Consider the following 26,477-nt stretch of genomic DNA (forward strand, 5'->3'; position numbering starts at 1 on the left):
TTCGAGCTCCCTGTTACGTAATCCGCGAGAACATCTCTCGCACTCTTTGGAGGTTTAAGTTGGCTACCCAGAAGATCCGCATTCGCCTCAAGGGCTATGATCACGAGGTCGTCGATCAGTCCGCGAAGCTCATCGTCGAGACCGCTCAGAAGACCGGCGCTCGCGTTTCCGGTCCTGTCCCCCTGCCCACCGAGCGCAACCTGTACACGGTTATCCGCTCGCCGCACATGAACAAGGACTCCCGTGAGCAGTTCGAGATGCGCACCCACAAGCGCCTCATCGACATCCTCGACCCCACCTCGGGCACCGTTGATTCGCTCATGCGTCTCGACCTCCCCGCTGGCGTCGACATCGACATCAAGCTCTAAGCGATATCGCTCATAGCTTAAAGGGCCCCGCTGCCGTAACGGCAGTGGGGCCCTTTTGTTTTGAATGATGGTTTGGACTGCGGGGTAATGCTGCCGAGTAGGTGGTTGCGGCGCCCTATTCGCTCATGGGACGCAGCGATGCCTCCTCAAAATGGAAAGATCGAAAGCCGTCTTCCGTTTCGATGCACGCGCGACCAAAGCCATCGACCGTTTTAAAGATGCCACGCGCCAGCTCGTCACCGACAGGGGAACGGGCGATAACGGTTTCCCCTATCCAATTGAGGTGAGCTACATAATCATCGTGGACGGGCGCGAGCGGTCCGGCGTCTTCTTCCATGGCGTTGAGGCGTTCTGCCCACGCATCTACAGCGTTCACGACTGCGTGATAGACCTGTTTGAGTAGCACATCGACGGCGGGAACGTTCTCGTTGAGATACGAGAGACCGATTGCGGGCAGGCCGCCATCGGGAACCTCCGCGGGCACATAGTTCACGTTGACGCCGATGCCACAGACCGCAAAGGGGCTGCCTTCGTTATCGCGTGCGGCCTCGACCAGAATGCCGCCGAGTTTGCGTCCACTCGCGACCAGGTCGTTGGGCCATTTGAGGCCAATCTCGTTTGCAAGACCCTGCTTTTCGAGTGCTTCGAGCACCGCTAGGCCGCTGACAGCGGCAAGACCAGAGTACTTTGCGGGATTAACGCATGGACGCAGGACAATCGAAAGCAATAGGTTGCCGGCGGTTGAGTCCCACTTGTGCCCGCGCCGACCGCGTCCTGCTGTCTGAGCCCGGGCGGCAAGTCCTGTGCCGTGCGGCGCCCCCTGTTTTCCTGCTTCGAGCAGGTCATCGTTGGTCGATCCGGTTACGTCGACCACTGTTAAACGTAAATCCATAACAGCTGGTACCTCCTAAGGTAATAAGGCAATCGCGTAATGGTGTCGAGAGATAGACACAATGTGAAGCCTTTGTCGCATTTGGACAATTTAATGTTAACACGTCAACAAAGACTGAAATGCGTTATCCTCTCTTGGTCGATGTAAACACGTCAACAACTCAAAGGAGGTTAGTGATGGGTTTCACGATTCTTGGAACAGGCTCGGCGCTTCCTGAACGCAGTGTTTCCAATGACGAGCTGTCTGAGTTCCTCGATACCTCGGATGAGTGGATTTTTACCCGCACGGGTATCAAGAGCCGCCACGTCTGCACCACCGAGTCACTTGACGACCTTGCCGTAGCGGCGAGTGAGCGGGCACTCCAGGTGTCCGGAATCGACGCGAGCCAGCTGGATCTGATCGTCTGCTCGACGACGACGGGTGACCACCTTGTTCCCGCTGAGGCGTGTGCCGTTGCTGAGCGACTAGGCGCGACGTGCCCTGCCTTCGATGTCTCGGCGGCTTGTGCCGGCTTCGTATTTGCGCTCGATGTCGCCGAGGGCTATATCGCCCGCGGTCGCGCCGAGCGCGTGCTTGTCGTTGCTGCCGAGCAGATGACGCGCGCGCTCGACTGGACCGACCGTGCCACCTGCGTGCTCTTTGGCGATGGGGCAGGCGCCGCAGTGATTGAGGCTGGGGGAGACAGTCCCCTTGCCGTTGAGCTTTCGACGGCGCCCGACGTCGAGACGTTGCGCGTTCCCGGTCTGGTCGGTACCTCGCCGTTTAAGGCTTCCGCAGATAGCGCGAGCGTGCTGTCCATGAATGGCCGCCGCGTGTTCAAGTTCGGCGTCAACGCCATCTGCGACACGGTCCATAAGCTTGCGATCGATGCGGGCATTTTGGTCGAAGACATCGATCATTTTGTATTCCATCAGGCTAACGAACGAATCCTGAGCCAGGCGGTTAAGCGCCTGGGCGTGCCGGACGAGCGCGTGGTTCGCACGTTGCACGAGACCGGCAACATTTCGAGCGCATGCATTCCGCTTGCCCTCGACCGGCTGGCAAACGCCGGTGCACTTCACACAGGCGACACCATCGCCTTGGTTGGATTTGGCGCCGGTCTGGATATAGGTGGCTATCTGCTTCGTTGGAAGTAGTCGCACATAGGAAATAAAAACGCCCTAGGGCACAACCAAAGGAGAACTACCATGGCAGATCAGAAGACCTTCGAGCGCGTTTGCGACGTTATCCGCGAGACCGCCGGTCTTGACGATGTCGAGATGAAGCCCGAGTCCACGCTCGAGGAGATTGGTCTCGACAGCCTGGGCACCGTCGAGATCCTCGTTGCCGTCGAGGACGAGTTTGGCATCCAGCTCGATACCGAGGAGAACCCCAAGACGGTCGGCGAGTTCGCCGATACGGTCGAGGCGGCATTGGAGAAGTAGAGATGCTCAAGACTCCTCTCTGCGATCTGCTCGGCATCGAAAAGCCCGTGTTCCAGGGCGGTATGGCCTGGATTGCCGATGCCTCGCTGGCGTCCGCAGTGTCCGAGGCGGATGGCTTAGGCATCATCGCGGCCATGAACGCCGACGCCAACTGGCTTCGCGACCAGATTCATGAGCTGCGCGCCAAGACGGATAAGCCCTTTGGCGTGAACGTCATGCTCATGAGCCCGTTTGCCGACGAGGTTGCACAGGTCGTGATTGACGAGCGAGTGCCGGTCGTCGTGACGGGCGCCGGCAATCCCGCCAAGTACATGAAGGCGTGGAACGAGGCGGGCATCAAGGTCATCCCGGTCGTTGCCTCGGTGGCGCTGGCGCGCCTCGTGGCACGTCGTGGAGCCACGGCGGTTGTTGCCGAGGGTACCGAATCGGGCGGCCATATTGGCGAGACCTCGACGATGGCACTGGTGCCGCAGGTCGTCGATGCGGTTGACATTCCCGTCGTGGCCGCCGGCGGTATTGCCGACGGCCGCGGCGTGGCGGCCGCCTTTATGCTGGGCGCCGAAGGCGTGCAAGTGGGTACGCGCTTTCTGGTCGCAGACGAGTGCACCGTCTCGGAGCAGTACAAAGAGATGGTCCTGAAGGCCAACGACACCTCGACGCGTGCGACCGGTCGCTCGACGGGACATCCAGTGCGCGCCCTCAAGAGCCCCTTCACCAACGCCTATGCCAAGAGCGAGGGTTCCGGCGCGAGTGCCGAGGAGCTCGGTGCTATGGGAACCGGTGCGCTGCGTAAGGCCGCCAAGGACGGCAACTACGAAGAGGGTTCGTTTTTGTGTGGACAGATTGCCGGCATGGTCAACGAGCGCCAGAGCGCACGCGAAATCGTTGACGACCTGGTCGATGGCGCCGAGCACGTCCTGAAGGGTGCGTGCGCATGGGTGGCGTAGCGTTTTTGTTTGCCGGCCAGGGTGCCCAGCACCCCGCGATGGGCGTCGACTTGATCGAGACATCGCCGGCGGCCGCCGAGGTGTTCGCCATTGCCGACGAGGTGCGCCCGGGGACCAGCGAGCAATGCCGGAGTGCCTCCAAGGAGGAGCTCTCGCAGACCGAGAACACGCAGCCGTGCGTGTTCGTTCACGACCTAGCAGCGGCTGCCGCCCTGCGTGAGCGCGGCGTGGTGCCTGTCGCCTGTGCGGGATTCTCGCTGGGCGAGGTCGCCGCGCTCACCTTTGCGGGGGCGTTCGATACGCGAGCGGGCTTTGAGCTCGTGTGCGAGCGCGCGGCGCTGATGGCCGCGGCTGCCGAGCGCCATCCGGGCGGCATGCGCGCCGTCATCAAGCTCGATGCGGCGCAAGTCGAGGGCCTGGCAAAACAGGCCGGCGAGGACTGCTGGCCAGTCAACTACAACAGCCCACAGCAGACGGTTGTGGCCGGAGCGCCCGAGGCGCTGCAGGAGCTCGACGTCCTAGTAAAAGAGGCTGGCGGCCGCGCCATGAAGGTCGCGGTGTCGGGTGCATTTCATAGCCCCTATATGGCCGAGGCGACCTGTGGCCTTGCCGCATATATTGAGGCCGGTCACGCGCCGTCCCCGTTGCTCATTCCTGTTTTGGCAAATATGACAGCGGCGCCCTATCCGGCGGATCCCCAGACGGCATCGGATGTCTTGGCCAATCAGGTGAGCCATGCCGTACGCTGGGTCGATACGCTGCATGCTCTGCAGGATCAAGGCATCGACACGTTTATTGAGGTCGGCCCCGGCAAAACGCTGTCCGGCCTGGTCAAGCGTACGCTGAGCGACGTTCGTGTGTATTCGTGCGAGACGGCCGAGCAGGTCGCAGCTATTGCCGACGAGCTCGCATAGTCCACAGGGCTGTAACCCGAAAGGAATGACATGGGCAACTTGAACAATGGCGCGCTCGAGCGCAACGACTCACGTCGCGTGGCACTGGTCACGGGCGGCTCGCGGGGTATCGGCCGCGCCTGCGCTATCGGTCTGGCGGAGGATGGCTACGATATCGCCGTCGTCTATGCCGGCAGCGTCGATGCGGCGCGCGAGACGTGCGACGCCTGCGAGGCGGCTGGCGCCACGGCGCGCTCATATCAATGCGACGTGGCCGACCCCGCTGCCGTCAACGCGTGCGTGGAAGCGGTCCTCAACGACTTTGGCTCCATTTGGGCGCTCGTCAACAACGCTGGCATCACCCGCGATGGCCTGCTCATGCGCATGGGCGATGACGCCTTCGATCGCGTGCTCGATGTCAATCTTAAAGGAACGTTTAACACGACGCGCGCGCTCACCAAGACCTTTATGCGCCAGCGCGGCGGCTGCGTCGTCAACATGAGCTCGGTCGTGGGCCTGATGGGCAATGCCGGGCAAGCCAACTACGCTGCCTCCAAGGCGGGCGTGATCGGCCTGACCAAGGCGGTGGCGCGCGAGCTTGCGCCCCGCGGCGTACGAGTGAACGCGGTTGCCCCCGGGTTTGTCGAGACGGATATGACGGCAAAGCTCTCGGAGAAGGTGCGTACGGTAACCGAGGAGCAGATTCCCCTTAAGCGTATGGCGCGCCCCGAGGAGGTGGCCGGCGTAGTGCGCTTTCTGGCGAGTGATGCGGCTGCCTACATTACGGGTGAGGTCGTGCGCGTCGACGGCGGAATGGCGATGTAGAAACCAGGGCCGAAGAACGGCTTGGATGAGGAGACCATGATGGAACAGAGAGTTGCAATCACCGGTATCGGTGCCGTGTCGCCGCTCGGCAACACCGCGCTTGCCACCTGGGCGGCAATGTGTGCTGGCACGTGCGGCATCGGCCCGATCACGCACTTCGATACCGATGCGTTTGCCGTCAAGGTGGCAGCCGAGGTCAAGGGCTTTGACGGCAACGAGTACTTTGGCAAGCGTGACGCCAAGCATCTCGACCCCTGCGTTCAGTTTGCGATGGCGGCTTCGGACGAAGCCATGCACGATGCGGGCTTTGATGTCGAAGGCGCCATCGATCGCGAGCGCCTGGGCGTCTACGTGGGCTCGGGCGTGGGCGGCATGACGACGCTCGTCGACAACGTCCATACGATTGCCGAACGTGGGCCCCGCCGCGCATCGCCCTATATGATCGCGATGATGATCCCCAACATGGCATCGGGCAATATCGCAATCCGCCACAAGGCAAAGGGCCCGACCCTGCCCGTGGTGACCGCGTGCGCAACCTCGGCCCATGCGGTGGGCGAGGCGTTCCGCGCCATCAAGCACGGCTATGCCGACGCGATCCTCGCGGGCGGCGCCGAGGCCGCAATTATCCCCGATGCCGTTGCGGGCTTTACGTCCTGCCGCGCATTGACCACCAACCCTGATCCCGCGACGGCTTGCCGCCCGTTCGATGCAGACCGCGATGGCTTTGTGATGGGCGAGGGCGCCTGCGTGCTCGTGCTCGAGAGCATGGAACATGCGCAGGCGCGCGGTGCGCACATTTATGCCGAGGTCGTGGGCTACGGCAACACCGATGATGCCTATCACATCACGAGCCCTGATCCCGAGGCTGCCGGCATTGCCCGCGCGATATCGCTGGCGGTGACCGAGGGCGACGTCAGGCCTTCCGAGGGCCTCTACATCAATGCCCACGGCACATCGACCAAGCTCAACGATTCGTCCGAGACGGCGGGCATTAAGCGTGCGCTCGGCGAGGACGCGGCGCGCGCCGCGCACGTCTCGTCGACTAAGTCGATGACCGGCCACATGATCGGTGCCACGGGCGCCATCGAGGTCATGGCCTGCGCCATGGCGCTCGAGCAGGGCGTGGTGCCGCCGACCATTAACTACCGCACGCCCGATCCCGCCTGCGATCTTGACTACACGCCCAATCGCGCAGTTCGCGCCGACCTTACCTGGGCGCTTTCGACCAACCTAGGCTTTGGCGGGCACAACGCCGCCATCGCGCTGCGTAGATATACGAGGAGCTAGAGCATGGATTCCAAAAGACTTGCCGAGATAGCCGATGTGATGGAGGACCGCGGCCTCACGCGCGTGCGCGTTGAGGAGCCCGATGGCACCGCGGTCGAACTCGAGCGCGCGAGCGCCGCACAGCCGGTTGCCGTGCCCATGCCCATGCCGAGCGCTATGGCCGCTCCAGTTGCAGCTCCCACAGTCGCGCCTGCCGCACCGGAGCCCGCCGCGCAGACACCTGCCGCCGCACCAGAGCCCAAGGGCACCGAGGTGACCGCTCCCATGGTCGGCGTTTTCTATGCTGCCCCGGCGCCGGGCGACGAGCCGTTTGTGCACGTGGGCTCTAAGGTCAAGGCCGGCGAGACGCTCTGCATCATCGAGGCCATGAAGGTTCTCAACGAGGTAACGGCAGAGGCAGACGGCGAGGTGCTCGAGATCTGCGTGGCCGACGGCGACCTCGTGGAGTTTGGCAGCTGCCTCATGAGGATCGGATAGGTGATATCCATGAACAAAGAAGAGCTTAAGGAACTGTTGCCGCATCGCGAACCGATGCTTTTGCTCGACGAGGCCGAGCTGGTGGGCGACGAGGCCCACGGCAAGATCACGATCACGGGCGACGAGTACTTTTTGCAGGGGCATTTTCCGGGAAACCCGGTGGTCCCCGGCGTGATTCAGTGCGAGATGCTCGCCCAAAACTGTTGCGTGCTGCTGATGGGCGATGAGGAGGCGCGCGGCGCGACGCCGTTCTACACGAGTCTGGACAAGGTGCGCTTTAAGCGTCCGGTGCGCCCGGGCGACACGGTTGATCTGGTGTGCTCCATCACGCGTGCGCGCGGGCCGTTCCGCTTTGCGACGGGTACTGCGAGCGTCAACGGTGAGGTTTGCTGCCGCGCCGATATGTCTTTTGCACTCATGCACGAAAGTTAAGGAAGGCTTCATGTTCGACAAAGTGCTCATCGCCAACCGCGGCGAAGTCGCGGTCCGTGTTATCCGCGCGTGCCGCGATATGGGCATCAAGACCGTCGCCGTCTACTCCACGGCCGATGCGGACGCGCTGCACGTGCAGCTTGCCGACGAGGCGTATTGCATCGGCGGCCCGCGTCTTGCCGAGAGCTACCTCAACGACGATGCTGTGCTCACCTGTGCCGTGAAGTCGGGAGCTAAGGCAATTCATCCCGGCTATGGCTTTTTCTCCGAGAAGGCGAGCTTCGTGCGCGACTGCGACAAGTATGGCCTGGCGTTTGTTGGTCCTTCGGCCAAGGTGATCGACAGCATGGGCGACAAGGACGCCGCACGTCGAACGGCTGCCGCGGCGGGCGTGCCCATCGTGCCGGGCTGCGATTTGCTCAAAAGTCCCGAGGAGGCAACGGCCGAGGCTGAGCGCATTGGCTGCCCCGTGCTTATTAAGGCGCGTGCGGGCGGCGGCGGTCGCGGTATTCGTAAGGTCGAGCGCGTGGAAGATGCGGCAAAGGCCTTTATTGAAGCACGCGCCGAGGGCGAGGCCGTTTTTGGCGACGGCGAGTGCTACATGGAGAAGTTCGTCGCGCCGGCGCATCACGTTGAGGTACAGATTATGGCCGATAAGCAGGGCCATGTGTTTTCGCTCGGCGAGCGCGAGTGCTCGGTGCAGCGGCGCAACCAAAAGCTAATCGAGGAGAGCCCCGCGCCGTGCCTCGACGGACACGACGACATTCGTGCTCGCATGCACAAGGCAGCGCGTGACCTGGCTCGTGCCGTCGGCTACGAAGGAGCCGGTACCATCGAGTTCCTGTATTCGGACGACGGCAATTTCTACTTTATGGAAATGAACACGCGCTTGCAGGTGGAGCATCCGGTTACGGAGTTTGTGACCGATACCGACTTGGTCAAGTGGCAGCTGCGCGTGGCAGCCGGCCAGCCTCTGCCCTTTGAGCAGGAGGACATGCCGGTCCGCAACCATGCTATGGAGTGCCGCATCAATGCCGAAACGCCAGACTTTCTGCCGTCATGCGGAACGGTCACCGCGTTGCGTGTGCCGGGTGGTCCGCGCGTGCGCTGGGATTCCGCCATGTTTGCCGGTGCGAAAGTTCCGCCGTACTACGACTCCATGCTCGGCAAGCTCATCGTGTGTGCGCCCACGCGTGACGGCGCCATTCGCAAGATGCGCTCGGCCCTGGGCGAGCTCGTGATTGAGGGCGTGAGCGAAAACAGCGAGCTTCAGCTCGACGTGCTGGCAAACGACGAGTTCTTGTCGGGCATGTATCACACCGATCTAATGGGGCATCTCTATGCTGATGAATAGAAAAGCGAAGACGGTCAACGTCCTCGAGGGACCGATGACCGAGTCGTGCGCCGAGTTTCCCGCGCGCCACGTGTTTATCAAGTGCCCGGAGTGCCGCCGCGTGATCGATGAGGCGCGCCTGCACGACAACCTCGAGGTCTGCCCTCGTTGCGGCAAACACTTTCGCGTGAGCGGGCGCGACCGCATGCACATGACGATTGACGAGGGCACGTTTGAGGAATGGGATGCCAGTCTGGCGCCGGAGGACTTCCTTTCGTTTCCCGGCTATGCCGACAAGCTCAAGAGCGTGAGCGAACGTTCGGGCGAGCGCGATGCCGTTGTGTGCGGCAAGGGCAAAATCTGCGGTTGCGATACGGCGCTCTTCTTTATGGACGCCAACTTTATGATGGGCTCGATGGGTTCCGTGGTGGGCGAGAAGATCTGCCGCACATTTGAGCGTGCGACCGAGCTGGGACTGCCGGTCGTTGGCTTTACCGTATCGGGTGGCGCCCGCATGCAGGAGGGCGTGACCTCGCTCATGCAGATGGCCAAGATTTCTGCGGCGGTTAGGCGCCATAGCGAGGCGGGCGGCCTGTATATCACGGTGCTCACTGACCCCACGACCGGAGGCGTAACCGCGAGCTTTGCCATGGAGGGCGACATTATCCTGGCCGAGCCCGATGCCCTGACGGCATTTGCCGGCCCGCGCGTGATCGAGCAGAACATGCACAAGCGCCTGCCCAAGGGATTCCAGCGCTCCGAGTTTTTGCTGGAGCACGGCTTTTGCGATGCCGTTGTTCCGCGTGGCGAGATTGCGCTCACGGTAGGCGAGCTGCTGGCGCTGCACGAAGGGCACGCGCCCGGCCTGGGGGCACCGCATGAGATCGTGCATACGGGTCGCCGCGGCAAAAAGCTGGGACACTTGTTCAAGCGCTCGGCCGCACCAAAAACCGCGCTCGAGATTGTCAAGCAGACCCGCTCGGCAGATCGCGCCACGGCAGGCGAGATGATCTCGCTGGGCCTGGATGGATTTGTGGAGCTGCACGGCGACCGCTACTTTGGCGACGACGCTGCTGTGGTGGCTGGCATTGGCTGGAAAGACGGACGCCCCGTAACGGTCATCGCCATCGAGCGCGGCACCACGACCAAAGAGCGCATGCGTCGCAACTTTGGTATGGCACATCCCGAGGGCTACCGCAAAGCGCGTCGCCTGATGCGCCAGGCCGAAAAGTTTGGTCGACCGGTTCTGTGCCTGGTCGATACTTCGGGCGCGTTTTGCGGCATCGGTGCCGAGGAACGCGGCCAGGGTGAGGCGATTGCCCAGAACCTCATGGAGATGAGCGGCCTTAAGACGCCGATTGTCTCGGTGGTGACAGGCGAGGGCGGCTCTGGTGGCGCGCTGGCGCTGTCCGTGGCCGACCGCATCCTGATGCTCTCGAGCTCGGCCTATTCGGTCGTGAGCCCCGAGGCCTGTGCGTCGATCCTGTGGAAGGATACCGAGCGCGCGAATGAGGCCGCCGAGGCGCTTAAGCTCACGGCCCCCGATCTGCTGGCGCTCGGCATCATTGACGGCATTGTTGACGATAAGGGCCTGTCGCATGAGGAGATCGCCGGTGCCGTCATGTCCTCGGCATTTGATGCCTTCGATGCGCTTGGGCAGCTCGACGACGCGACCCTCACAAACCTCCGCTACGAAAAGTACCGCGCAATCGGTCAGTACCGCACGATGTGACAAAGGGACAGCCCGCATGTCATATTGGGAAAGGCGTTCCATGCTACAAGTTTCTAACACCTCGTTTACAACGTCGGTTTCATCAAACGCCATGGCCGTGGTCGATTATCTGTCCAAAAGCATGATGTCGGCGCTGCCGTTTATTGTCTGCGCGGCGTTGTTCCGCACCGTCGCCGTCATTATGGGCGAAGGCATGCTGGGCCTGTGGTCTGCCGATTCCGAAATCTATCGCCTGTTCTACAGTTGGCTCTATAACGCCGGCTACTACTTTTTGCCCATCTATCTTGGTTGGGCGGCCGCCCGCCAGCTCGGTTGCTCGGAGCAGCTGGGTATGATGCTGGGCGGCGTATTGATTGCGCCCGATCTGCTCAAGCTCGTCGATGCCGCATCGACGACGGGGGCATCGATGACTTCCGTGTATGGTCTGCTTCCCGCGCCGGTCAACGATTACACGACGACTGTTATTCCAGTTCTCCTTTCGGTGCCTGTGCTATGGCGAGTGGAGTGTTTCTTTAAGCGCGTTATCCCTAGGGCCGTGGCGTTTTCGTTTGTTCCGTTTGCGACCATGCTTGTCATGGTTCCGGTTTCGCTGTGTATTACGGCACCGGCGGGCAGCTATCTGGGCATGCTGTTGGGCCAGCTTATGTTTATGCTTGGCAATTCCGGTGGCATCGTGTCGCTGCTCACGCTCATGGGGCTTGCTGCGGGCTGGGAGTTCCTAAAGATCGCCGGCGTCAGCAACGTTGTCCTATCGCTCGCCTATGCGCAGTTTATGAGTGTGGGAACGGATTCGTGCATCCTGATCGCCGCGACGATGGCAACGTTCGCCGTTTGGGGCATGCCCTTTGGCGCGTCGCTTCGCGTTGCGGATAAGGACGAGAAGGCGCTCATGCTGGGCTATTCAATCTCGGGTGTTCTTGGCGGCGTAAGCGAGCCGGCGCTGTACGGTTGCGGCTTTAAATATGGCAGGTGCCTGACGTGCATGGCCATTGGCGGCGCCGTCGGAGGCCTTGTTGCGGCCGTGGGCCACGTTACGGCCTATACCATCGGCATGACGAATGTCCTTATGGTCATTGGCTTTGCCACGGGCGGCATCTCGAACCTGCTGTGGTGCTGCGCTGCCGGCGGTGTGGCATTTGCGGTGTCTGCGGCGCTGAGCTACTGCTTTGGCGTGGTGCCGGCGAAGGGGCGGGCGGCAGAAGACGGAGCCGATTTGCCCGAAACCTCGAAGAGCGCGGCCGAAGCAAGCGCATAAATCGATCGACAAAGGGACAGTCCTGCATGTCACATTCCAAGGTCGTGGCCCATGTGGGTTGCGGCCTTTTTGTATCTGGGGGACAAAGTGGCTACACTACAATCCGTTTGAGCAATAGATATATAGATAGCATCGTGGGGGCGGATGTAGATGGTTGAGTGGATTGTTAAGCGTGCGCAGGGCGACCGTGCGCGCGTGGGCACGTTGACGGGCGTGGTGTGTATTCTCGCCAATGTGGCACTATGCGCTGCAAAGGGCGCAATTGGCGTGCTGTCGGGATCGGTTTCGATCGTGGCGGATGCCATGAACAACCTGTCCGATGCCAGCTCGAATATCGTGAGCGTGCTGGGCTTTAAGCTGGCGAGCAAGCCGGCCGACCCCGAGCATCCTTACGGCCACGGTCGCTATGAGTATCTCTCGGGTCTGGTCGTGGCGGCGCTCGTGCTGCTGATTGGCGTTGAGCTGGTGAAGTCCTCGGTCGAGCGCGTCATCCACCCCGAACCTGTCGAGTTCTCGCTTGCCCTGGTGGCAGTTCTAGTGCTTTCGATGGTCGTAAAGCTCTGGATGGCGGCCCTCAACCAAAAGCTCGGCGATCGCATTGAGTCCGAGACGCTGCATGCGACCGCGCAGGATTCCAAGAACGATGTCCTTGCTACGGGCGCCGTGCTGGCGTGCGCAATTGTTTCGCAGGTGACGCACATCAATCTTGATGCATGGGTCGGCCTTGCCGTTGGCGCTTATATTGGCTGGAGCGGCTTTGAACTCATCCAGGATACGGTGAGCCCGCTTTTGGGCCAGTCACCCGATCCTAAGCTGGTCAAGCACATTCGAGACAAGATCATGAGCTATCCCGGCGTTTTGGGCGTTCACGATTTGATGGTTCACGACTACGGCCCGGGCAGGAAGTTTGCAAGTGCGCACGCCGAGATGGCGGCCGAAGCCAGCCCGCTGGAAAGCCACGACACGCTCGATAACATCGAGCAGTCGTTTAGGGACGAAGACGGCATGATCGTTACGCTTCACTACGATCCCATCGTGACCGATGACCCCAAGCTGGCGAGCATGCGCTTGCGCATTCACGCCATGGCCCAGGAGATCGATAGCCGCCTCTCGATTCATGACCTACGCTGTGTGCCGGGTTCTACGCACACCAACGTGATCTTTGACTGCGTGCGTCCCTCGGATCTGCAGATGAGTGCCGAAGACTTAAAGCATGCGCTGGCACAACGGGTCGAATCGGAATATCCCAAGTCGATTGCCAAGATTACGATCGACGAAGACTACGTAGGGCATACCCACGAGTAAGGCTGTGCCGGCAAAGCAGGTTATGCAGAAGGGGAGAGCATGAAGAAGCTGTATCTACTCCGCCACGGCCAGACGGAGTTCAACGTCAAAAAGCTGGTCCAGGGCCGCTGCGATTCACCGCTGACCGACCTGGGCCGCAAACAAGCGGGAATGGCAGCCGCATGGCTCAAGGGCCACGACGTTGTCCCCGACAAAGTGGTCTCTTCGCCCTTAGGCCGAGCCATGGACACAGCTCAGCTCGTCGCTACCGAACTCCTCGGCCCGGACGCAGCAGTCGAGCCCTGCGAAGGCATCATCGAGCGCTGCTACGGCACCTTCGAAGAAGGCCCCCACGACGCCCTGCCCACCGACGTCTGGGATCCGGGCGAGGACCTGGTCCCCTTCGGAGGAGAAGGAAGCCAGGCGCTGCAAGAACGTATGGTGGATGCGCTTACCAATATCATGGGCTCCGAGGGCATCGAAACCCTCCTAGCAGTAAGCCACGGCAGCGCCAGCCGCCAATTCATCAAGGCTGCAGCCCCAGAGGGCTTCGAGCTCCCAACAAAACTCCCCAACTGCGCCATCATGATCTTCGATTTTGAAGAGGCAAAGCCACAAGCAGAAGGCGAACCGTCCCAATGCAAGTTCACCCTCCAGCAAATAGTGGACCCCCAACAAAGTCATTAGCCTGAGCGAGCAAGGTTTAGCAGACATCAACGTGGCGTTCCCAGTGTGCGGCGGAGGGGGCGGGCCTGAGACATATTAAGGTTGTCGCGAGTTCCGCACGAACAGGAGAGCACTTAATGTGCTCTCCGTCGTGAGCAGGACTGTAGAGCAGCAACCTTAATATGTCTCAGGCCCGCCCCCTCCGCCGCACACTGGGAACGTGCCACGCACTTTACCTGCGTAAACAATGTGAGTGAAATATGAATCTCGATGGATACGCCCGCAGCCGTGTATACTAAACAGCTGTGTGTAACCAGGGGAGTATTCTGGCTGGACAAAATGCCTGCTTAATAGGGTTGTCAGGTAGTCCGGGCGAAATACAAGGCTGGGGAGCACGTCGTGTAAGTAGTGGTCCTCTAGGGGCGTACGCTCGGTGGCGTACGCATTGTCCCAAGACCACGCGAGAGTTGGGATCATATCTTGATCAGCATGATTCTCGGCCGCAAGATTGGCATGACCCAGGTTTGGGACGAGGACGACAACGTCGTTCCCGTCACGGTCATCCAGGCTGGCCCCTGCGCTGTCTCGCAGGTTAAAACTCAGGCAACCGACGGCTATGATGCCGTCCAGATCGGTTTCGGCGACATCAAGGCCAAGAACGTGAACAAGCCCATGGCTGGTCACTTCGCCAAGGCTGGCGTCGAGCCTGTCCGCTTCCTTCGTGAGGTCCGCGTCGAGAACGGCGAGGAGCACAAGGTCGGCGAGGTCGTCACCGTCGCTGATTTCGCTGATGTCGAGAAGGTCGACGTCATCGGTACCTCCAAGGGTAAGGGCTTCCAGGGTCGCATCAAGCGCTGGGGTCAGCGCCGCGGTCCTATGACGCATGGTTCTCACTTCCAGCGTCACCCCGGTTCTATCGGTCAGTGCGCCTATCCTGCGCGCGTCCTCAAGGGCGTCAAGATGGCCGGTCACATGGGTAACGAGCGCGTTACCGTCAAGAACCTTTCCGTTGTCCGCATCGATGCCGAGCAGAACCTCATCTTGGTCAAGGGCGCTGTCCCGGGTGCCAAGAATGGTCTCGTCGCCATCCGTATGGCCTAAGGGCCCAGCCCATTTAGCCCAGCGTCATACCAAGGAGAACACTTAAATGGCAAAGTTTGAAGTAAAGAACAGCGAGGGCAAGAAGGTCGCCGAGGCCGAGCTCGCCGCTGAGGTGTACGGCATCGAGCCGAACATCCACGTTATGCACCACATCGTCAAGTGCCAGATGGCCTCTTGGCGTCAGGGCACCCAGTCCGCTAAGGGCCGCTCTGAGGTTTCCGGTGGCGGCAAGAAGCCTTGGCGTCAGAAGGGCACCGGCCGTGCCCGCCAGGGTTCCATCCGTGCTGCCCAGTGGCGTCACGGTGGCGTCGTCTTCGCCCCCAAGCCCCGTTCCTACGCTAAGCGTATGAACAACAAGGAGGTCAAGCTGGCTATGCGCTCCGCGCTGTCCGCCAAGCTGGCCGATGGCGAGCTCGTGCTCGTCGACGACTACGGCTTCGAGAAGCCTTCCACCAAGGCTGCCGTCGCCATGCTCAAGGCTCTCGGCCTTGAGGGCAAGCGTCTGACCATCATCGTTCGCGATGAGGACGTCAACGCCTACCTGTCGTTCCGCAACATTCCCAAGACGTTCATCATCACCGCTGACGAGGCCAACACCTACGATCTCGTCAACAACAACGCCGTGCTGATGCCCGCCGACATCGCCGCTCACTTCGGGGAGGTGCTTGCATAAATGACCGCCCACGAGATCATCATCCGTCCGATCGTGTCCGAGCGTTCCTTCTCCGGCATGGAGCTGAACAAGTACACGTTCGAGGTCGCCAAGGATGCTAACAAGTATCAGATCAAGGACGCTGTCGAGGAGATCTTCGGCGTCAAGGTCGTTCGCGTGAACACCCTGACGGTCAAGCCCAAGACCAAGCGCGTGCGCTATGTCGCCGGCAAGACCCGTTCTTGGAAGAAGGCCATCGTCACGCTGGCCGAGGGCGACACCATCGAGGTCTTTGGCAACCAGGCCTAAGACTCGCTGCTGTTGAGTGAGCTCATGCCTCCCAAAAAGGGGAGGCGAGAGCTCAAGGTTTTGGGCGTATAAAATGGACACGCCCGGAACCGTGTATACGTCCGGTGTCATCGCACCCGAGGCAGAACCTCGAATCCCTGTCTGCGATGGCTAACGGATTCCTATTGAAAGGGATTGTAATGGCTGTAAAGCACCTTAAGCCGACCTCCGCTGGTAGGCGTTGGCAGACGATCTCCGACTTCTCCGAGATCACCTGCACCAAGCCCGAGAAGTCTCTTCTCGAGCCCCTGCCCAAGAAGGCCGGTCGTAACAACAACGGCCGCATCACCACCCGCCACCAGGGCGGCGGCGTGAAGCGTCGTTACCGCGTGATCGACTTCAAGCGCAACAAGGATGGCGTGCCCGCCAAGGTTGCCACGATCGAGTACGATCCGAACCGTTCCGCTCGCATCGCTCTGCTGCACTACGCTGACGGTGAGAAGCGCTACATCCTGGCCCCCAAGGGCCTCGAGGTCGGTCAGACCATCATGTCCGGTTCTGACGCCGACATCAAGCCGGGCAACGCTCTGCCCCTCGCCGACATCCCCGTCGGTACGCTCATCCACGCCGTCGAGTTCCAGCCGGGCAAGGGCGCTGCTATCGCCCGTTCCGCCGGTAACTCCTGCCAGCTGATGGGTAAGGAGGGCAAGTACGCTATCGTCCGTATGCCTTCCTCCGAGATGCGCCGCATCCTCGTTACCTGCCGCGCCACCGTCGGTGAGGTCGGCAACGCCGATCACTCCAACATCGTCATCGGCAAGGCCGGCCGTAAGCGTCACATGAACGTGCGCCCGACCGTCCGCGGTACCGTCATGAACCCTGTCGACCACCCGCACGGCGGTGGCGAGGGCAAGAACCACACCTCTGGTCGTCCCTCCGTTACCCCCTGGGGTAAGCCGACGAAGGGCCTTCGTACGCGCAAGAAGAAGAAGGTCTCGAACCAGCACATCATTCGTCGCCGTAAGAAGTAATTTCGGATACCGAGTTTTAGGAGAAAGCACTTATGAGCAGAAGTCTCAAAAAGGGCCCGTTCGTGGAGACTCGCCTTCTCTCGCGTATCACCGCGATGAACGAGGCTGGCAAGAAGGACGTCGTGAAGACCTGGTCCCGCGCGTCCACCATCTTCCCCGAGATGGTTGGTCACACCATCGCCGTCCACGACGGCCGCAAGCATGTGCCCGTGTATGTTACCGAGTCCATGGTTGGTCACAAGCTCGGCGAGTTCGCGCCGACTCGTACGTTCCGTGGCCACAAGGCCAAATAGGGGGTTAACCGTAAATGGCAACTAAGTCTATTGAAACTGAGGCCACCGAGGTTCGCGCCGTCGCTAAGTACGTGCGTGTTTCCCCCAGCAAGGCCCGCCTGGTGGTCGATCTGATCCGCCGCAAGCCTGTCGCTCAGGCCTTCGACATCCTCCACTTCTGCGACCGCGCCGTCGCCGTGGATGTCGAGAAGGTTCTCCGTTCCGCCGTTGCGAACGCCGAGAACAACAACGGTCTGCGTGCCGACAACCTGGTTGTCGCCGCTGCCTATGTTGACGAGGGTCCGACGCTTAAGCGCATCCGTCCCCGCGCCAAGGGTTCCGCTTCTCGCATTCTGAAGCGTACTTCCCACATCACCGTCGTCGTTGCTCCTCGAAAGGAGGCGTAAAGCTGTATGGGTCAGAAAGTCTACCCCACCGGCTTCCGTCTTGGCATTACCGAGAACTGGCGCTCCCGCTGGTTCGCAGAGAAGGATTACGCTAAGACCCTCGGTAACGATCTCGAGATCCGCAAGTACCTCGAGAAGCGTCTTTCCCGCGCAGCTGTCTCCCGCGTCGAGATCGAGCGCGCTGGCGACAAGGTGAAGGTCATCATCCTCACTGCTCGCCCCGGCGTTGTCATCGGTAAGAAGGGTGCCGAGATCGATACCCTCCGCACCGAGCTCGAGAAGGTCGCTGGCGTCTCCAAGGGCCAGCTCTCCGTCGACGTTGTCGAGATCAAGCGCCCCGAGCTCGACGCCAACCTCGTTGCTCAGTCTATCGCCGAGCAGCTCGAGGGCCGCGTTGCCTTCCGTCGCGCTATGCGCAAGGCTGTCCAGTCCGCCCGCAAGGCCGGCGCTAAGGGCATCCGTATCCAGTGCTCCGGTCGTCTCGGCGGTGCCGAGATGGGCCGTCGTGAGTGGTACCGTGAGGGTCGCGTGCCTCTGCACACCCTCCGTGCCAAGATCGACTACGGCACGGCTGTCGCCAGCACCACCATGGGCGCTTGCGGCGTGAAGGTCTGGATCTACCTGGGCGAGAAGCTCCCGGGCCAGCCTGTTCCCAACCCTGCACTCGAGGGCTCTTCCCGTCCTCGTCGTCGTAACTCCGAGAGGAGGGGTCAGTAGTGCTTGCCCCTAAGCGTATTCTTCACCGCAAGGTGCAGCGTGGCTCCATGAAGGGCCAGGCCAAGGGTAATACCGAGCTGCATTTCGGTGAGTTTGGTATCCAGGCTCTCGAGGCCCATTGGATCACCAACCGTCAGATCGAGGCCGCTCGTATTGCCATGACCCGCTACATGAAGCGTGGCGGTCGTGTCTACATCACGATCTTCCCCGATAAGCCCATCACCAAGAAGCCTGCCGAGACTCGCATGGGTTCTGGTAAGGGCAACCCCGAGGAGTGGGTGGCCGTCGTCAAGCCCGGCCGCATCATGTTCGAGGTCAAGGGTGTTCCCGAGGAGGTCGCTCGCGAGGCTCTGCGTCTTGCGCAGCACAAGCTCCCCATCAAGACCAAGATTGTTGCTGCCAAGAACGCTGAGCAGCGCATCGAGAAGGAGATGGCTGAGGAGGCCGCTCTCGAGGCCAAGTGGGCTGCTGAGGACGCCGCCGCCGCCAAGGAGGAGAACTAATGAAGCCCGCAGAGATTCGTGAGCTCTCGGACGCTCAGCTCGTTGAGAAGCTGAAGGAAATGCGCGCCGAGCTCTTTAACCTTCGTTTCCAGATGGCCACCAGCCAGCTGGACAACACCGCTCGCGTCAACACCGTGAAGAAGGACATCGCTCGCGTCCTCACGGAGCAGCGCGCCCGCGAGATCGCAGCGGAGAAGTCCGCTGTCGCCGAGTAGGACCTAAGGAGAGAACATGACTGATTCGCGTAACTCGCGTAAGGTCCGTACGGGTGTCGTTACCTCCGTCTCCGGTGCCAAGACCATCGTTGTCACCATCACCGAGCGCAAGCGTCACCCCAAGTACGGCAAGATGATGACCAGCTCCAAGAAGCTGCACGCTCACGACGAGGAGTGCACGGCTGGCGTGGGCGACACCGTCCGCGTTATGGAGACCCGTCCTATGTCCAAGATGAAGCGTTGGCGCCTCATCGAGGTCGTCGAGCGCGCTAAATAAGCAGTCGCTCTTACGACTTGTACGTTTCCGAAGATGTGCGTATGCCTGGCTTGCATACCACGGGCCGTATAAAGGCTGCGCACCTCTCTTCGGTTCTTAGTTCGGAGGAACATCTACCATGATTCAGATGCAAACCATGCTGAACGTCGCCGACAACTCCGGCGCTCGCAAGATTCGCTGCATCAAGGTGCTTGGCGGTTCCAAGCGTCGTTATGCAGGCATCGGCGATGTGTTCATCGGTGCTGTCCAGGAGGCTACCCCTGGCGCCAACGTCAAGAAGAAGGACGTTGTCCGTTGCGTCGTCGTTCGCACCGTTAAGGAGATCCGCCGCAAGGATGGCTCCTACATTCGCTTTGATGAGAACGCCTGCGTTGTCATCAACAACGATGGTTCGCCCGTCGGCACCCGTATCTTCGGGCCTGTCGCTCGCGAGCTTCGTGACAAGAAGTACATGAAGATCGTCTCGCTCGCTCCCGAGACCCTGTAGTTAGGGGAGATATATGTATATCAAGAAGGGCGATAAGGTCCAGGTTCTCTCTGGTAAGGATCGCGGCAAGCAGGGCGTTGTCCTGCGTGCTCTCCCCGCCGAGAACAAGGTCGTTGTCGAGGGCGTTTCGGTCGTCAAGAAGGCCGTCAAGCCCAACGCTGCCAACCAGCAGGGCGGCATCGTTTCGCAGGAGGCTCCCATCGACGCCTCCAACGTCAATCTCGTTTGCCCCGAGTGCGGTAAGGTTACCCGCGTCGGTCACGAGAAGGACGGCAAGAACAAGCTGCGCGTCTGCAAGAAGTGCGGCCACAAGTTCTAAGCTGCCCGCAACATCAAGTTGCTAGCAAAGGCCCGGATGCCCCACGGCACCCGGGTCTTTTTCTATCCCTACTCATTGGGGACAGACTTAAATGAGTACCCTAACTGGGCAAGCATAAATGAGCGGGTCGTGCTGTATAAATTGCTTGTGTGCGCGTTTATGCGCGTTAGATTGCGTTTAATTACGCACCTATGCGTATATATGCGCCGTTTACGGGGCAATAATGACCGTTTAGCGGTGAGATACGCAAAAACGCGCACAGACGCGCGTGTTTGTGCGAATATAGAGCTGTCAGAAATGCAAGACGTTCTATGACACAGGAGACACATAATGGCAGATTCCAAGCAGGCTCCACTCGACGCCGCGGCAGCCGCCAAAGCAGCATTTGCTTCGGTCCAGGACAAGCCGTTCCCTAACGACATCTTTACGGCTCCCGAGCTCCGTTGGGCTGTGATCGGTTGCGGCGTTATTGCCAACCAGATGGCTCAGTCCCTTGCCCTGGCCGGCCGCAAGCTTACGGGCGTTGCCAACCGCACGCTCACCAAGGCTCAGACCTTTGCCGACCAGTACGGCGTCGAGAAGGTCTATGACACGGTTGAGGATCTCTACGCCGATCCTGACATCGACGCCGTCTACATCACCACCCCGCACAACACCCATATCACCTATCTGCGCGCCGCCCTGGCGGCCGGCAAGCACGTTCTCTGCGAGAAGGCCATCACGCTCAACTCCGCCGAGCTCGATGAGGCCCGCGCCATTGCCGCCGAACACAACGTGGTCCTTATGGACGCTACCACGGTGCTCCACATGCCCTTGTATCAAGAGCTGCGCCGCCGCATGGATGCCGGCGAGTTTGGCCGCATGAACCTCGCTCAGCTCAACTTTGGTAGCTACAAGGAGTACGGCGACCTGACCAACCGTTTCTACAATCGCAACCTCGCCGGCGGTGCCATGCTCGATATTGGCGTATACGCCCTGTCCGTCATGCGTCTCTTTATGGCAAGCCAGCCCGCTGAGGTCGTTTCGCTGGGCAACACCTGCGAGACCGGTGTTGACGTTGCGGGCGGCATCGTCTGCCGTAATGCCGAACAGCAGCTGGGCGTGGTGAGCCTTACGCTCCACTCCAAGCAGCCCAAGCGTTCGGTCATTAGCTTCGACAAGTGCTATATCGAGGTCAACGATTATCCGCGTGCCGATCACGCGACCATCGTGTGGACTGCAGACGGTCACCGTGAGGAGGTCCACGCTGGCACCGAGGCATACGCTCTGTGCTACGAGATGGCCGACCTGGAGAGGGCCGTTGCCGGCGATGATTCGAAGCGTGAGCTTCTGGGCTATGCTTCTGATGTTATGGAGCTTATGACCAAGCTCCGCGCCGACTGGGGAGTTGTGTACCCCGAGGAGGAGTAAGCGATGCTTGCGGAAGATAGGCTCAACGCGATCGTGTCGATGGTGCAGCGAGCTGGCTCGGTTACCGTGCCGGAGCTTGCTGAGGCCCTGGGCGTGACAGCGTCTACCATTCGGCGCGACCTGCAGACGCTCGACCGAGCGCACCGCATCGCCAAGGTGCACGGTGGCGCGACAAGTCTTGAGCGCGCGCACGTGACGCGCGACCTAACGATCAGTGAGCGCAGTGATCTCCATAACGACGACAAGGAGCGTATCTGCGCCCGCGCCGCGGCGCTCGTGGAGCCCGAGAGCTTTGTGTACATCGATTCGGGTTCGACAACGCTCAGACTCATCGAGCATCTTCCGCATCTCGAATCGGTCACCTATGTGACTGATTCCGTGCTCCATGCTCAGCATCTCGCTGTGCGCGGCATGCGCACCGTGGTGCTGGGCGGCGAGCTTAAACCCGAGACCGAGGCGCTCGTTGGCCCCGATGCTCTGGCAACCCTAGACCGCTACAACTTTAACTGCGGTTTTTGGGGTTCTAACGGCATTGCCGCCGAGCAGGGCTTTACGACGCCCGATATCGAGGAAGCGCAGGTCAAGCGTATCTCGATGCGCCATACAGCCAAACGCTTCGTAATCTCGGACGCCAGTAAGTTTGGCATGGTGGCTCCCGTAAAATTCGCGGACTTCCGCGACGCAACGGTTATCACCGCGGGCGAGGTGCCCGCCAAGTACCAGTCGATGGACAACGTCATCACGGTCTAACAGCAGGGGACGGGCAAACGCCAAAACCACCGCGAAGGGGTAGGAACCTATGTGGTGGTTTTGACGTTTGTCCAGATAAAACCTGCCAAAATAAACCTGTCCATTTTCGACAGACTTTAGGGCTCCCAGGGGCAGGGGGCTTCGATGTGGATGTGCTCGCCGGTTACGGGATGCGTGAAGGACACACTGTGGGCGTGGAGCATCAGGCCGCAAGGACGCGGCGTTCCGTACAGGTCGTCGCCAACCAGGGGATGGCGCTCGCTTGCCAGATGCACACGGATTTGGTGCTTGCGGCCGGTGAGCAGCTCGACATCGATATACGAGCGCGTGGGCAGGCCACGACGGCTCTTAAGACGCTTGAGCACCTTCACGCGCGTCTGAGACGGCTTGCCGCTGGCGCCGACGCGCATCTTGCGGCTGTCGTGACGGTCGCGGGCGATGGGCTTGTCGATGAGCTTTTCGTTCCAGTCGATTTTGCCTTCGGCGAGCGCCAGATAGTGCTTTTCGAAAGCGTGGTCGATCACCATCTGGTCAAAGGCGGGCTGCGTCTGCTTGTCGAGCGAGAACAACACCACGCCGGTGGTGTCGCGGTCCAGGCGGTTGAGCGGCTGCATGTCGGTCGCGGCAAAGCCGTCGCCCATCGCCAGCAGCAGGTCGCTGGCGTAGTCGGTGAGCGTGCGCTCGCCGGTGCCGTCGCCGTGGACGATCATGCCGGCGGGCTTGTCGATGGCCATGAGCCAGGCGTCGCAGTAGAGGACTTGAGGTTCTTCGTTCACGTGTAAGCCTTTCGGTTAGCTGATTCCCACAAACATGCAGCCCGAGGTCGCCCCGCGCAGACGGGCGGCGGGCTTACGGCCCGCCTGCGCCGCTTCGACGGCACGACGGACGCGGGCGACGGCACGGCCCACCTCATCCGTTTCGAGCAACGTTCCGTCAACCATGAGACGACGCACACCGGCATCGAGCAGCTGAGGAACCTGCGGCGTGAGGTCGATGGGGTAGGCATCGTACAGGCGAGAGCGGCCGTGGATGTCGGTGCGGACGGGCATGACCTTTCCGTCGATATTCTTGAGCGAGAGCTTGCGGGCACGCAGACGGCAGTTGACACAATCGTGGATGCAGCCGTTGGCAACCTGCAGAATGCAGTGTTCGCTCGTCATAACGCGCGGACGGCCAAAGACGGTGATGCCCAGAGCCGCGGGCGCGGCGGCGCCGAGCGAGGCAATCTCGTCGAGCGTGATCTCGGGCGAGAGCCAAAATGCGCCGGCTCCGCGCTCGGCAAGCGCCTCCATGCAGGGTATGTTGTGCACCGGCAGGCAAGAGCGAATCTCGGCCGTGGCGCCGGCATGCGCGGCTACGGCGAGCTCGGAGATATTGCCGACGGCGACGGTGGCTCCGGCATTGATCCAAGGATCGACGCGCTCGTGGTCGACGGCGCGGCAGACCTCGTCGAGTACGGGCACGATACCCTGCTCAAATGCATCGGCAGGGGAGAGTCCGACAGCCTCGAGCGCGTCGGTGGTCATATAGATGCGCGCGGCGCCCTCGGCGCGAGCCGCCTCGGCGGCTTCGAGCGTGGTGACGGCGGCGCAGATCTGCGGCTCATCGCGGTAGTGCTCGGGCATGGGGCACGTGCATTTGTCGAGCACCGGCAACTCGAGCGTTTTCGCGCGCTCCTCGTACGGTGCGAGAATGGCCTCCTCCAGCGCCTTGCAGGCGGCAGCGCGCACCTTGTGCACAGCGGAGAAGCCCATGCCGCAGCCCTCATCGAGCGTCACATCAAAGCTCGCTGCCTCAAAGGGCGAAGAGCCCATGCGGCCCACATGCTCAACCAGGTCTGCCGCCTCGACGGCGCGAGTCTTGGCGGCCTCGACGGTGAAGCCTGTGGCGGTGGCGGCGAGCGCGGGGTTGTCACAGCAGGTGAGTGTGACGGTAAACGGCTCGCCCAGGCGCGACACGACGGACACATCAACAGCTCGGCGGCGCAGCACATCGCGCTTGAGCGCGGCGCCGGCGGCGTCGATGGCACGCTGACTGCGAATCACGCGGACGCGGCAGCCCTCGGGCATGCTGCGGGGTACGCGACATTCGATGATGTCGCCCGCGGCGGCATCATCGGCAGCAATGGTGGTCAGGAACTGGTCAAACTCGTTATCGTGGCGAAGCTCCAACAGGTCGCCCTTGCCCACGGGCTCAAACAGCTCAATGCGGGCGATGGCGGCGCGGCGACGGCGGTCGTCGGGCTTGAGGCCGCGCACATCGCGGTTGGCCGGGCGGCCGCCCAGCACCGTGCCCACGATCTGGCCGCGGTTGTTGGAACGCTCGTAACTCATCATCTCGTCGCCCGAGGTGCCGTCCTGATAGGCGTGCGTAAAGTCGCGGTTAAAGCAACGCTTGAGTTGGCGCTGGCGAGCGGCGTCCTCGTCCTTATCTACGGCGACCCCGGCCAGCATGTCGTCAATTTCGTGACGATACACATCGACGATGGAATACACGTAATCGGGCGCCTTCATGCGGCCCTCGAGCTTGAGCGACGCGGCGCCGGCGTCATACAGGCGGCGAACGAGCTGCGAGGTGTTGGTGTCACGCGGGCATAGCGCACGCTCGCGGCCGGCGGGGGAGAGCGCGCGACCGTTTTCGTCGATCAGTTCGTAGGGCAGGCGGCAGGGCTGGGCGCACATGCCACGGTTGGCCGATCGTCCCGCCATGGCAAAGCTCGAAAGCAGGCACAGACCCGAGTAGCAAAAGCAGATGGCGCCATGGCTAAAGACCTCAAGGTCCACATCGGGCGCGGCATTATGAATGGCGGCGATCTCGTCGATGGAGAGCTCGCGCGAGAGAGTCACGCGGTCGGCGCCCTGCTCGCGGCACCAAAGGGTTCCGCGGTCGTCGTGGATGTTCGCCTGGGTCGAGATATGTGTCTCGATGCCGGGCATGGTGCGCTTGACCTCAAAGAACAGACCCCAGTCCTGGATAATGAAGGCATCGGCGCCCAGCGTGGAGCAGCGATGAATGAGTTGCAGCGCATCGCCCATCTCGGACTGCTTGATGACGATGTTGACCGTGACGTAGACGCGCGACCCGGCTAGATGCGCGGCGCGGCAGGCCTGCTCAAAGGCCTCGTCGGTAAAGTTGGTGGCCTTGCGGCGGGCGTTGAAGCTGCCCATGCCGCAATAGATGGCGTCTGCCCCCGCGGCGAGTGCGGCGGCAAAGGGCTCGGGCCCTCCGGCGGGCGCCAAAAGCTCGGGTCTGCGGTTGGTGGTTCGACTGGCGGTTGCGGTCATATCCTGCCTTTCAAAATGCTCAGATATTCAAAAGTATAGTGGTGCTGTTGCGGCGGACGATGACCGCAGCCCAAGCAGGACAAAGTCTTCAGCAGCCCTTGCAGCAAAAATGATCCGTTTCCCTCCGTCCCCAGCGGATCAGGTGATCCATGGGGGACGGAGGGAAACGGATCATTTTGAGCTTCACCGTCCGGTCGTGCCGTTCAGCGGCCGACAGGCGCCGTTGGGCGATAAATTATTCTCGCAACGTGATAATAATCTTGCATCGCGCGGAAACCTTGAGTACTATCCCAAATCAAGCGCGGTGTTCAGACCGAATTGTGCCTCCCGGTGCGAACGCCGCGCTCACGCTCTCTATCTGATCGTAAGGAGAAAAACATGAGCAAGACCGTCGTGTCTTCCGATAACGCACCCGCAGCCATCGGCCCGTATTCCCCCGGCATCCAGACCGGCAACATGGTGTTCCTGTCCGGCCAGCTGGGCATCGACCCCGCAACCGGCAAGATGCCCGAGGGCGTCGAGGCCCAGGCTAAGCAGTCCCTTGCTAACGTCGAGGCCCTGCTGACCGCTGCCGGCGCCACCTTTGCCGATGTCGTCAAGACCACGGTCTACCTGGCCGACATCGCCGACTTCGCTGCCGTGAACGAGATCTACGCCTCCAAGTTCGAGGCTCCGTTCCCCGCGCGCAGCGCTTTCCAGGTTGCCGCCCTTCCGGCCGGCGGTCTGGTCGAGATCGAGGTCGTCGCCGCTCTCTAAGGCGTTGGCGAAAACAAAACATGACATGCAAAAAGAACCCTGCAGCGCGTGCGAGCTGCAGGGTTCTTTTGTCACGTGACGGATCGCTTGCGGAGCCACCAAGGGCAGTCTTTTTGGGACGTGTCTCTATAGTTTTGTCAACCGCGTGCTTCGCGCCATTTCGGCATGACGCATCCGGGCGCCCGGCGCCCCC

General features: G+C 61.4%; 31 protein-coding genes and 1 pseudogene. 29 read left to right on the forward strand and 3 right to left on the reverse strand.

From position 1 onward, the window contains the following. The first annotated feature begins 59 nt into the window (after positions 1–59). Positions 60–368 carry a 30S ribosomal protein S10 gene (rpsJ, locus tag I2E45_RS02680; protein ID WP_161161217.1) on the forward strand — a complete coding sequence of 103 codons (309 nt, stop codon included), beginning with the start codon at positions 60–62 and terminating at the stop codon, positions 366–368. 115 nt (positions 369–483) lie between these two features. Here the strand turns inward: rpsJ and I2E45_RS02685 are convergent, their stop codons facing one another. Continuing rightward, entirely contained in the window at positions 484–1,260 is a 777-nt protein-coding gene (locus I2E45_RS02685; protein ID WP_195444130.1) for a biotin--[acetyl-CoA-carboxylase] ligase, read from the reverse strand. A 176-nt stretch (positions 1,261–1,436) separates the two neighbouring features. Here I2E45_RS02685 and I2E45_RS02690 point away from each other — a divergent pair, with 176 nt between their 5' ends. The 27 genes and pseudogenes from I2E45_RS02690 to I2E45_RS02820 all read left to right on the forward strand — a co-directional run bounded on the left by I2E45_RS02690 (position 1,437) and on the right by I2E45_RS02820 (position 22,244). Further along, complete coding sequence (locus tag I2E45_RS02690) at positions 1,437–2,396, forward strand: 3-oxoacyl-ACP synthase III family protein (RefSeq protein WP_195444132.1); 960 nt, start codon at positions 1,437–1,439, stop codon at positions 2,394–2,396. 51 nt (positions 2,397–2,447) lie between these two features. After that, positions 2,448–2,684 carry an acyl carrier protein gene (locus I2E45_RS02695; protein WP_006235019.1) on the forward strand — a complete coding sequence of 79 codons (237 nt, stop codon included), beginning with the start codon at positions 2,448–2,450 and terminating at the stop codon, positions 2,682–2,684. Between the two features lie 2 nt (positions 2,685–2,686). After that, entirely contained in the window at positions 2,687–3,631 is a 945-nt protein-coding gene (gene fabK / locus I2E45_RS02700; RefSeq protein ID WP_195444134.1) for an enoyl-[acyl-carrier-protein] reductase FabK, read from the forward strand. Next, positions 3,619–4,545, forward strand: a complete 927-nt coding sequence (locus I2E45_RS02705) for an ACP S-malonyltransferase (RefSeq protein WP_195444136.1) — start codon at positions 3,619–3,621, stop codon at positions 4,543–4,545. The genes fabK and I2E45_RS02705 overlap by 13 nt, the downstream gene beginning before the upstream one ends. Positions 4,546–4,575: 30 nt before the next feature. Continuing rightward, positions 4,576–5,349, forward strand: a complete 774-nt coding sequence (fabG, locus tag I2E45_RS02710; RefSeq protein WP_138374774.1) for a 3-oxoacyl-[acyl-carrier-protein] reductase — start codon at positions 4,576–4,578, stop codon at positions 5,347–5,349. Between the two features lie 39 nt (positions 5,350–5,388). Further along, positions 5,389–6,636, forward strand: coding sequence for a beta-ketoacyl-ACP synthase II (gene fabF / locus I2E45_RS02715; RefSeq protein WP_195444139.1), 1,248 nt, complete (start codon positions 5,389–5,391; stop codon positions 6,634–6,636). 3 nt (positions 6,637–6,639) lie between these two features. Beyond that, a complete protein-coding gene (gene accB / locus I2E45_RS02720; RefSeq protein ID WP_022094191.1) occupies positions 6,640–7,113 on the forward strand; it encodes an acetyl-CoA carboxylase biotin carboxyl carrier protein in 474 nt (157 codons plus the stop codon). 9 nt (positions 7,114–7,122) lie between these two features. Beyond that, on the forward strand, positions 7,123–7,545 hold the full coding sequence (gene fabZ / locus I2E45_RS02725; protein ID WP_006235025.1) for a 3-hydroxyacyl-ACP dehydratase FabZ: 423 nt from the start codon (positions 7,123–7,125) through the stop codon (positions 7,543–7,545). A gap of 10 nt (positions 7,546–7,555) precedes the next feature. Next, positions 7,556–8,899 carry an acetyl-CoA carboxylase biotin carboxylase subunit gene (locus I2E45_RS02730; RefSeq protein WP_195232309.1) on the forward strand — a complete coding sequence of 448 codons (1,344 nt, stop codon included), beginning with the start codon at positions 7,556–7,558 and terminating at the stop codon, positions 8,897–8,899. Continuing rightward, the gene (gene accD, locus I2E45_RS02735) at positions 8,892–10,610 is read left to right on the forward strand and encodes an acetyl-CoA carboxylase, carboxyltransferase subunit beta (protein ID WP_229058790.1); all 1,719 of its coding nucleotides are present in this window, start codon (positions 8,892–8,894) and stop codon (positions 10,608–10,610) included. Before I2E45_RS02730 ends, accD begins: the two co-directional genes overlap by 8 nt. 40 nt (positions 10,611–10,650) lie before the next feature. After that, positions 10,651–11,865, forward strand: a complete 1,215-nt coding sequence (locus tag I2E45_RS02740; RefSeq protein ID WP_195232305.1) for a PTS fructose transporter subunit IIB — start codon at positions 10,651–10,653, stop codon at positions 11,863–11,865. Positions 11,866–12,015: 150 nt separating this feature from the next. Beyond that, positions 12,016–13,170 carry a cation diffusion facilitator family transporter gene (locus tag I2E45_RS02745; RefSeq protein ID WP_195444142.1) on the forward strand — a complete coding sequence of 385 codons (1,155 nt, stop codon included), beginning with the start codon at positions 12,016–12,018 and terminating at the stop codon, positions 13,168–13,170. A gap of 39 nt (positions 13,171–13,209) precedes the next feature. Further along, positions 13,210–13,836, forward strand: a complete 627-nt coding sequence (locus tag I2E45_RS02750) for a histidine phosphatase family protein (RefSeq protein WP_195444144.1) — start codon at positions 13,210–13,212, stop codon at positions 13,834–13,836. Between the two features lie 459 nt (positions 13,837–14,295). Beyond that, entirely contained in the window at positions 14,296–14,916 is a 621-nt protein-coding gene (rplC, locus tag I2E45_RS02755) for a 50S ribosomal protein L3 (protein ID WP_035137484.1), read from the forward strand. Positions 14,917–14,962: 46 nt separating this feature from the next. Then, positions 14,963–15,589: a 50S ribosomal protein L4 gene (gene rplD, locus I2E45_RS02760; RefSeq protein WP_006235032.1), complete on the forward strand. Its 627-nt coding sequence runs from the start codon at positions 14,963–14,965 to the stop codon at positions 15,587–15,589. Continuing rightward, a complete protein-coding gene (gene rplW / locus I2E45_RS02765; RefSeq protein WP_022094197.1) occupies positions 15,590–15,877 on the forward strand; it encodes a 50S ribosomal protein L23 in 288 nt (95 codons plus the stop codon). Between the two features lie 179 nt (positions 15,878–16,056). Continuing rightward, positions 16,057–16,887, forward strand: coding sequence for a 50S ribosomal protein L2 (gene rplB / locus I2E45_RS02770; protein ID WP_022094198.1), 831 nt, complete (start codon positions 16,057–16,059; stop codon positions 16,885–16,887). A gap of 32 nt (positions 16,888–16,919) precedes the next feature. Further along, positions 16,920–17,180, forward strand: coding sequence for a 30S ribosomal protein S19 (gene rpsS, locus I2E45_RS02775; RefSeq protein WP_006235035.1), 261 nt, complete (start codon positions 16,920–16,922; stop codon positions 17,178–17,180). Positions 17,181–17,194: 14 nt separating this feature from the next. Continuing rightward, on the forward strand, positions 17,195–17,566 hold the full coding sequence (gene rplV, locus I2E45_RS02780) for a 50S ribosomal protein L22 (protein ID WP_006235036.1): 372 nt from the start codon (positions 17,195–17,197) through the stop codon (positions 17,564–17,566). Between the two features lie 6 nt (positions 17,567–17,572). Continuing rightward, entirely contained in the window at positions 17,573–18,283 is a 711-nt protein-coding gene (rpsC, locus tag I2E45_RS02785) for a 30S ribosomal protein S3 (protein WP_006235037.1), read from the forward strand. Further along, positions 18,283–18,699: pseudogene (gene rplP / locus I2E45_RS02790) on the forward strand (50S ribosomal protein L16); the annotation flags it as partial. The gene rpsC and the pseudogene rplP, both read left to right, overlap by 1 nt. Positions 18,700–18,785: 86 nt before the next feature. Beyond that, the gene (gene rpmC / locus I2E45_RS02795) at positions 18,786–19,001 is read left to right on the forward strand and encodes a 50S ribosomal protein L29 (RefSeq protein ID WP_006235039.1); all 216 of its coding nucleotides are present in this window, start codon (positions 18,786–18,788) and stop codon (positions 18,999–19,001) included. A gap of 16 nt (positions 19,002–19,017) precedes the next feature. Then, positions 19,018–19,278, forward strand: a complete 261-nt coding sequence (rpsQ, locus tag I2E45_RS02800) for a 30S ribosomal protein S17 (protein ID WP_006235040.1) — start codon at positions 19,018–19,020, stop codon at positions 19,276–19,278. A gap of 118 nt (positions 19,279–19,396) precedes the next feature. Then, a complete protein-coding gene (gene rplN, locus I2E45_RS02805) occupies positions 19,397–19,765 on the forward strand; it encodes a 50S ribosomal protein L14 (RefSeq protein WP_006235041.1) in 369 nt (122 codons plus the stop codon). A gap of 13 nt (positions 19,766–19,778) precedes the next feature. Next, complete coding sequence (gene rplX, locus I2E45_RS02810; RefSeq protein ID WP_006235043.1) at positions 19,779–20,084, forward strand: 50S ribosomal protein L24; 306 nt, start codon at positions 19,779–19,781, stop codon at positions 20,082–20,084. A gap of 330 nt (positions 20,085–20,414) precedes the next feature. Continuing rightward, positions 20,415–21,494: a Gfo/Idh/MocA family protein gene (locus tag I2E45_RS02815; protein ID WP_195444146.1), complete on the forward strand. Its 1,080-nt coding sequence runs from the start codon at positions 20,415–20,417 to the stop codon at positions 21,492–21,494. A 3-nt stretch (positions 21,495–21,497) separates the two neighbouring features. Then, positions 21,498–22,244 (forward strand): DeoR/GlpR family DNA-binding transcription regulator, encoded by a 747-nt coding sequence (locus tag I2E45_RS02820; protein ID WP_195444148.1) that lies wholly within the window; start codon positions 21,498–21,500, stop codon positions 22,242–22,244. Between the two features lie 116 nt (positions 22,245–22,360). Here the strand turns inward: I2E45_RS02820 and I2E45_RS02825 are convergent, their stop codons facing one another. Together I2E45_RS02825 and I2E45_RS02830 are read right to left on the reverse strand one after the other, a co-directional pair. Then, positions 22,361–23,020, reverse strand: coding sequence for an RluA family pseudouridine synthase (locus tag I2E45_RS02825; RefSeq protein WP_233509079.1), 660 nt, complete (start codon positions 23,018–23,020; stop codon positions 22,361–22,363). A gap of 15 nt (positions 23,021–23,035) precedes the next feature. Then, positions 23,036–25,528 (reverse strand): peptidase U32 family protein, encoded by a 2,493-nt coding sequence (locus I2E45_RS02830; RefSeq protein WP_195444150.1) that lies wholly within the window; start codon positions 25,526–25,528, stop codon positions 23,036–23,038. A 378-nt stretch (positions 25,529–25,906) separates the two neighbouring features. On the opposite strand from I2E45_RS02830, the gene I2E45_RS02835 reads away from it, so the two are divergent. Next, on the forward strand, positions 25,907–26,284 hold the full coding sequence (locus I2E45_RS02835; RefSeq protein WP_035137477.1) for a RidA family protein: 378 nt from the start codon (positions 25,907–25,909) through the stop codon (positions 26,282–26,284). Positions 26,285–26,477: the final 193 nt, after the last annotated feature.

Source organism: Collinsella aerofaciens, from assembly GCF_015555045.1.
In the GTDB taxonomy this organism is placed as follows: domain Bacteria; phylum Actinomycetota; class Coriobacteriia; order Coriobacteriales; family Coriobacteriaceae; genus Collinsella; species Collinsella aerofaciens_W.

What these genes read in the sequence shown, in the direction of transcription:
- I2E45_RS02685 (WP_195444130.1), bottom strand. Translation starts at nt 1,260, where the DNA reads ATGGATTTACGTTTAACAGTGGTCGACGTAACCGGATCGACCAACGAT.
- I2E45_RS02690 (WP_195444132.1), top strand. Translation starts at nt 1,437, where the DNA reads ATGGGTTTCACGATTCTTGGAACAGGCTCGGCGCTTCCTGAACGCAGT.
- I2E45_RS02695 (WP_006235019.1), top strand. Translation starts at nt 2,448, where the DNA reads ATGGCAGATCAGAAGACCTTCGAGCGCGTTTGCGACGTTATCCGCGAG.
- fabK (WP_195444134.1), top strand. Translation starts at nt 2,687, where the DNA reads ATGCTCAAGACTCCTCTCTGCGATCTGCTCGGCATCGAAAAGCCCGTG.
- I2E45_RS02705 (WP_195444136.1), top strand. Translation starts at nt 3,619, where the DNA reads ATGGGTGGCGTAGCGTTTTTGTTTGCCGGCCAGGGTGCCCAGCACCCC.
- fabG (WP_138374774.1), top strand. Translation starts at nt 4,576, where the DNA reads ATGGGCAACTTGAACAATGGCGCGCTCGAGCGCAACGACTCACGTCGC.
- fabF (WP_195444139.1), top strand. Translation starts at nt 5,389, where the DNA reads ATGGAACAGAGAGTTGCAATCACCGGTATCGGTGCCGTGTCGCCGCTC.
- accB (WP_022094191.1), top strand. Translation starts at nt 6,640, where the DNA reads ATGGATTCCAAAAGACTTGCCGAGATAGCCGATGTGATGGAGGACCGC.
- fabZ (WP_006235025.1), top strand. Translation starts at nt 7,123, where the DNA reads ATGAACAAAGAAGAGCTTAAGGAACTGTTGCCGCATCGCGAACCGATG.
- I2E45_RS02730 (WP_195232309.1), top strand. Translation starts at nt 7,556, where the DNA reads ATGTTCGACAAAGTGCTCATCGCCAACCGCGGCGAAGTCGCGGTCCGT.
- accD (WP_229058790.1), top strand. Translation starts at nt 8,892, where the DNA reads ATGAATAGAAAAGCGAAGACGGTCAACGTCCTCGAGGGACCGATGACC.
- I2E45_RS02740 (WP_195232305.1), top strand. Translation starts at nt 10,651, where the DNA reads ATGCTACAAGTTTCTAACACCTCGTTTACAACGTCGGTTTCATCAAAC.
- I2E45_RS02745 (WP_195444142.1), top strand. Translation starts at nt 12,016, where the DNA reads ATGGTTGAGTGGATTGTTAAGCGTGCGCAGGGCGACCGTGCGCGCGTG.
- I2E45_RS02750 (WP_195444144.1), top strand. Translation starts at nt 13,210, where the DNA reads ATGAAGAAGCTGTATCTACTCCGCCACGGCCAGACGGAGTTCAACGTC.
- rplD (WP_006235032.1), top strand. Translation starts at nt 14,963, where the DNA reads ATGGCAAAGTTTGAAGTAAAGAACAGCGAGGGCAAGAAGGTCGCCGAG.
- rplW (WP_022094197.1), top strand. Translation starts at nt 15,590, where the DNA reads ATGACCGCCCACGAGATCATCATCCGTCCGATCGTGTCCGAGCGTTCC.
- rplB (WP_022094198.1), top strand. Translation starts at nt 16,057, where the DNA reads ATGGCTGTAAAGCACCTTAAGCCGACCTCCGCTGGTAGGCGTTGGCAG.
- rpsS (WP_006235035.1), top strand. Translation starts at nt 16,920, where the DNA reads ATGAGCAGAAGTCTCAAAAAGGGCCCGTTCGTGGAGACTCGCCTTCTC.
- rplV (WP_006235036.1), top strand. Translation starts at nt 17,195, where the DNA reads ATGGCAACTAAGTCTATTGAAACTGAGGCCACCGAGGTTCGCGCCGTC.
- rpsC (WP_006235037.1), top strand. Translation starts at nt 17,573, where the DNA reads ATGGGTCAGAAAGTCTACCCCACCGGCTTCCGTCTTGGCATTACCGAG.
- rpmC (WP_006235039.1), top strand. Translation starts at nt 18,786, where the DNA reads ATGAAGCCCGCAGAGATTCGTGAGCTCTCGGACGCTCAGCTCGTTGAG.
- rpsQ (WP_006235040.1), top strand. Translation starts at nt 19,018, where the DNA reads ATGACTGATTCGCGTAACTCGCGTAAGGTCCGTACGGGTGTCGTTACC.
- rplN (WP_006235041.1), top strand. Translation starts at nt 19,397, where the DNA reads ATGATTCAGATGCAAACCATGCTGAACGTCGCCGACAACTCCGGCGCT.
- rplX (WP_006235043.1), top strand. Translation starts at nt 19,779, where the DNA reads ATGTATATCAAGAAGGGCGATAAGGTCCAGGTTCTCTCTGGTAAGGAT.
- I2E45_RS02815 (WP_195444146.1), top strand. Translation starts at nt 20,415, where the DNA reads ATGGCAGATTCCAAGCAGGCTCCACTCGACGCCGCGGCAGCCGCCAAA.
- I2E45_RS02820 (WP_195444148.1), top strand. Translation starts at nt 21,498, where the DNA reads ATGCTTGCGGAAGATAGGCTCAACGCGATCGTGTCGATGGTGCAGCGA.
- I2E45_RS02830 (WP_195444150.1), bottom strand. Translation starts at nt 25,528, where the DNA reads ATGACCGCAACCGCCAGTCGAACCACCAACCGCAGACCCGAGCTTTTG.
- I2E45_RS02835 (WP_035137477.1), top strand. Translation starts at nt 25,907, where the DNA reads ATGAGCAAGACCGTCGTGTCTTCCGATAACGCACCCGCAGCCATCGGC.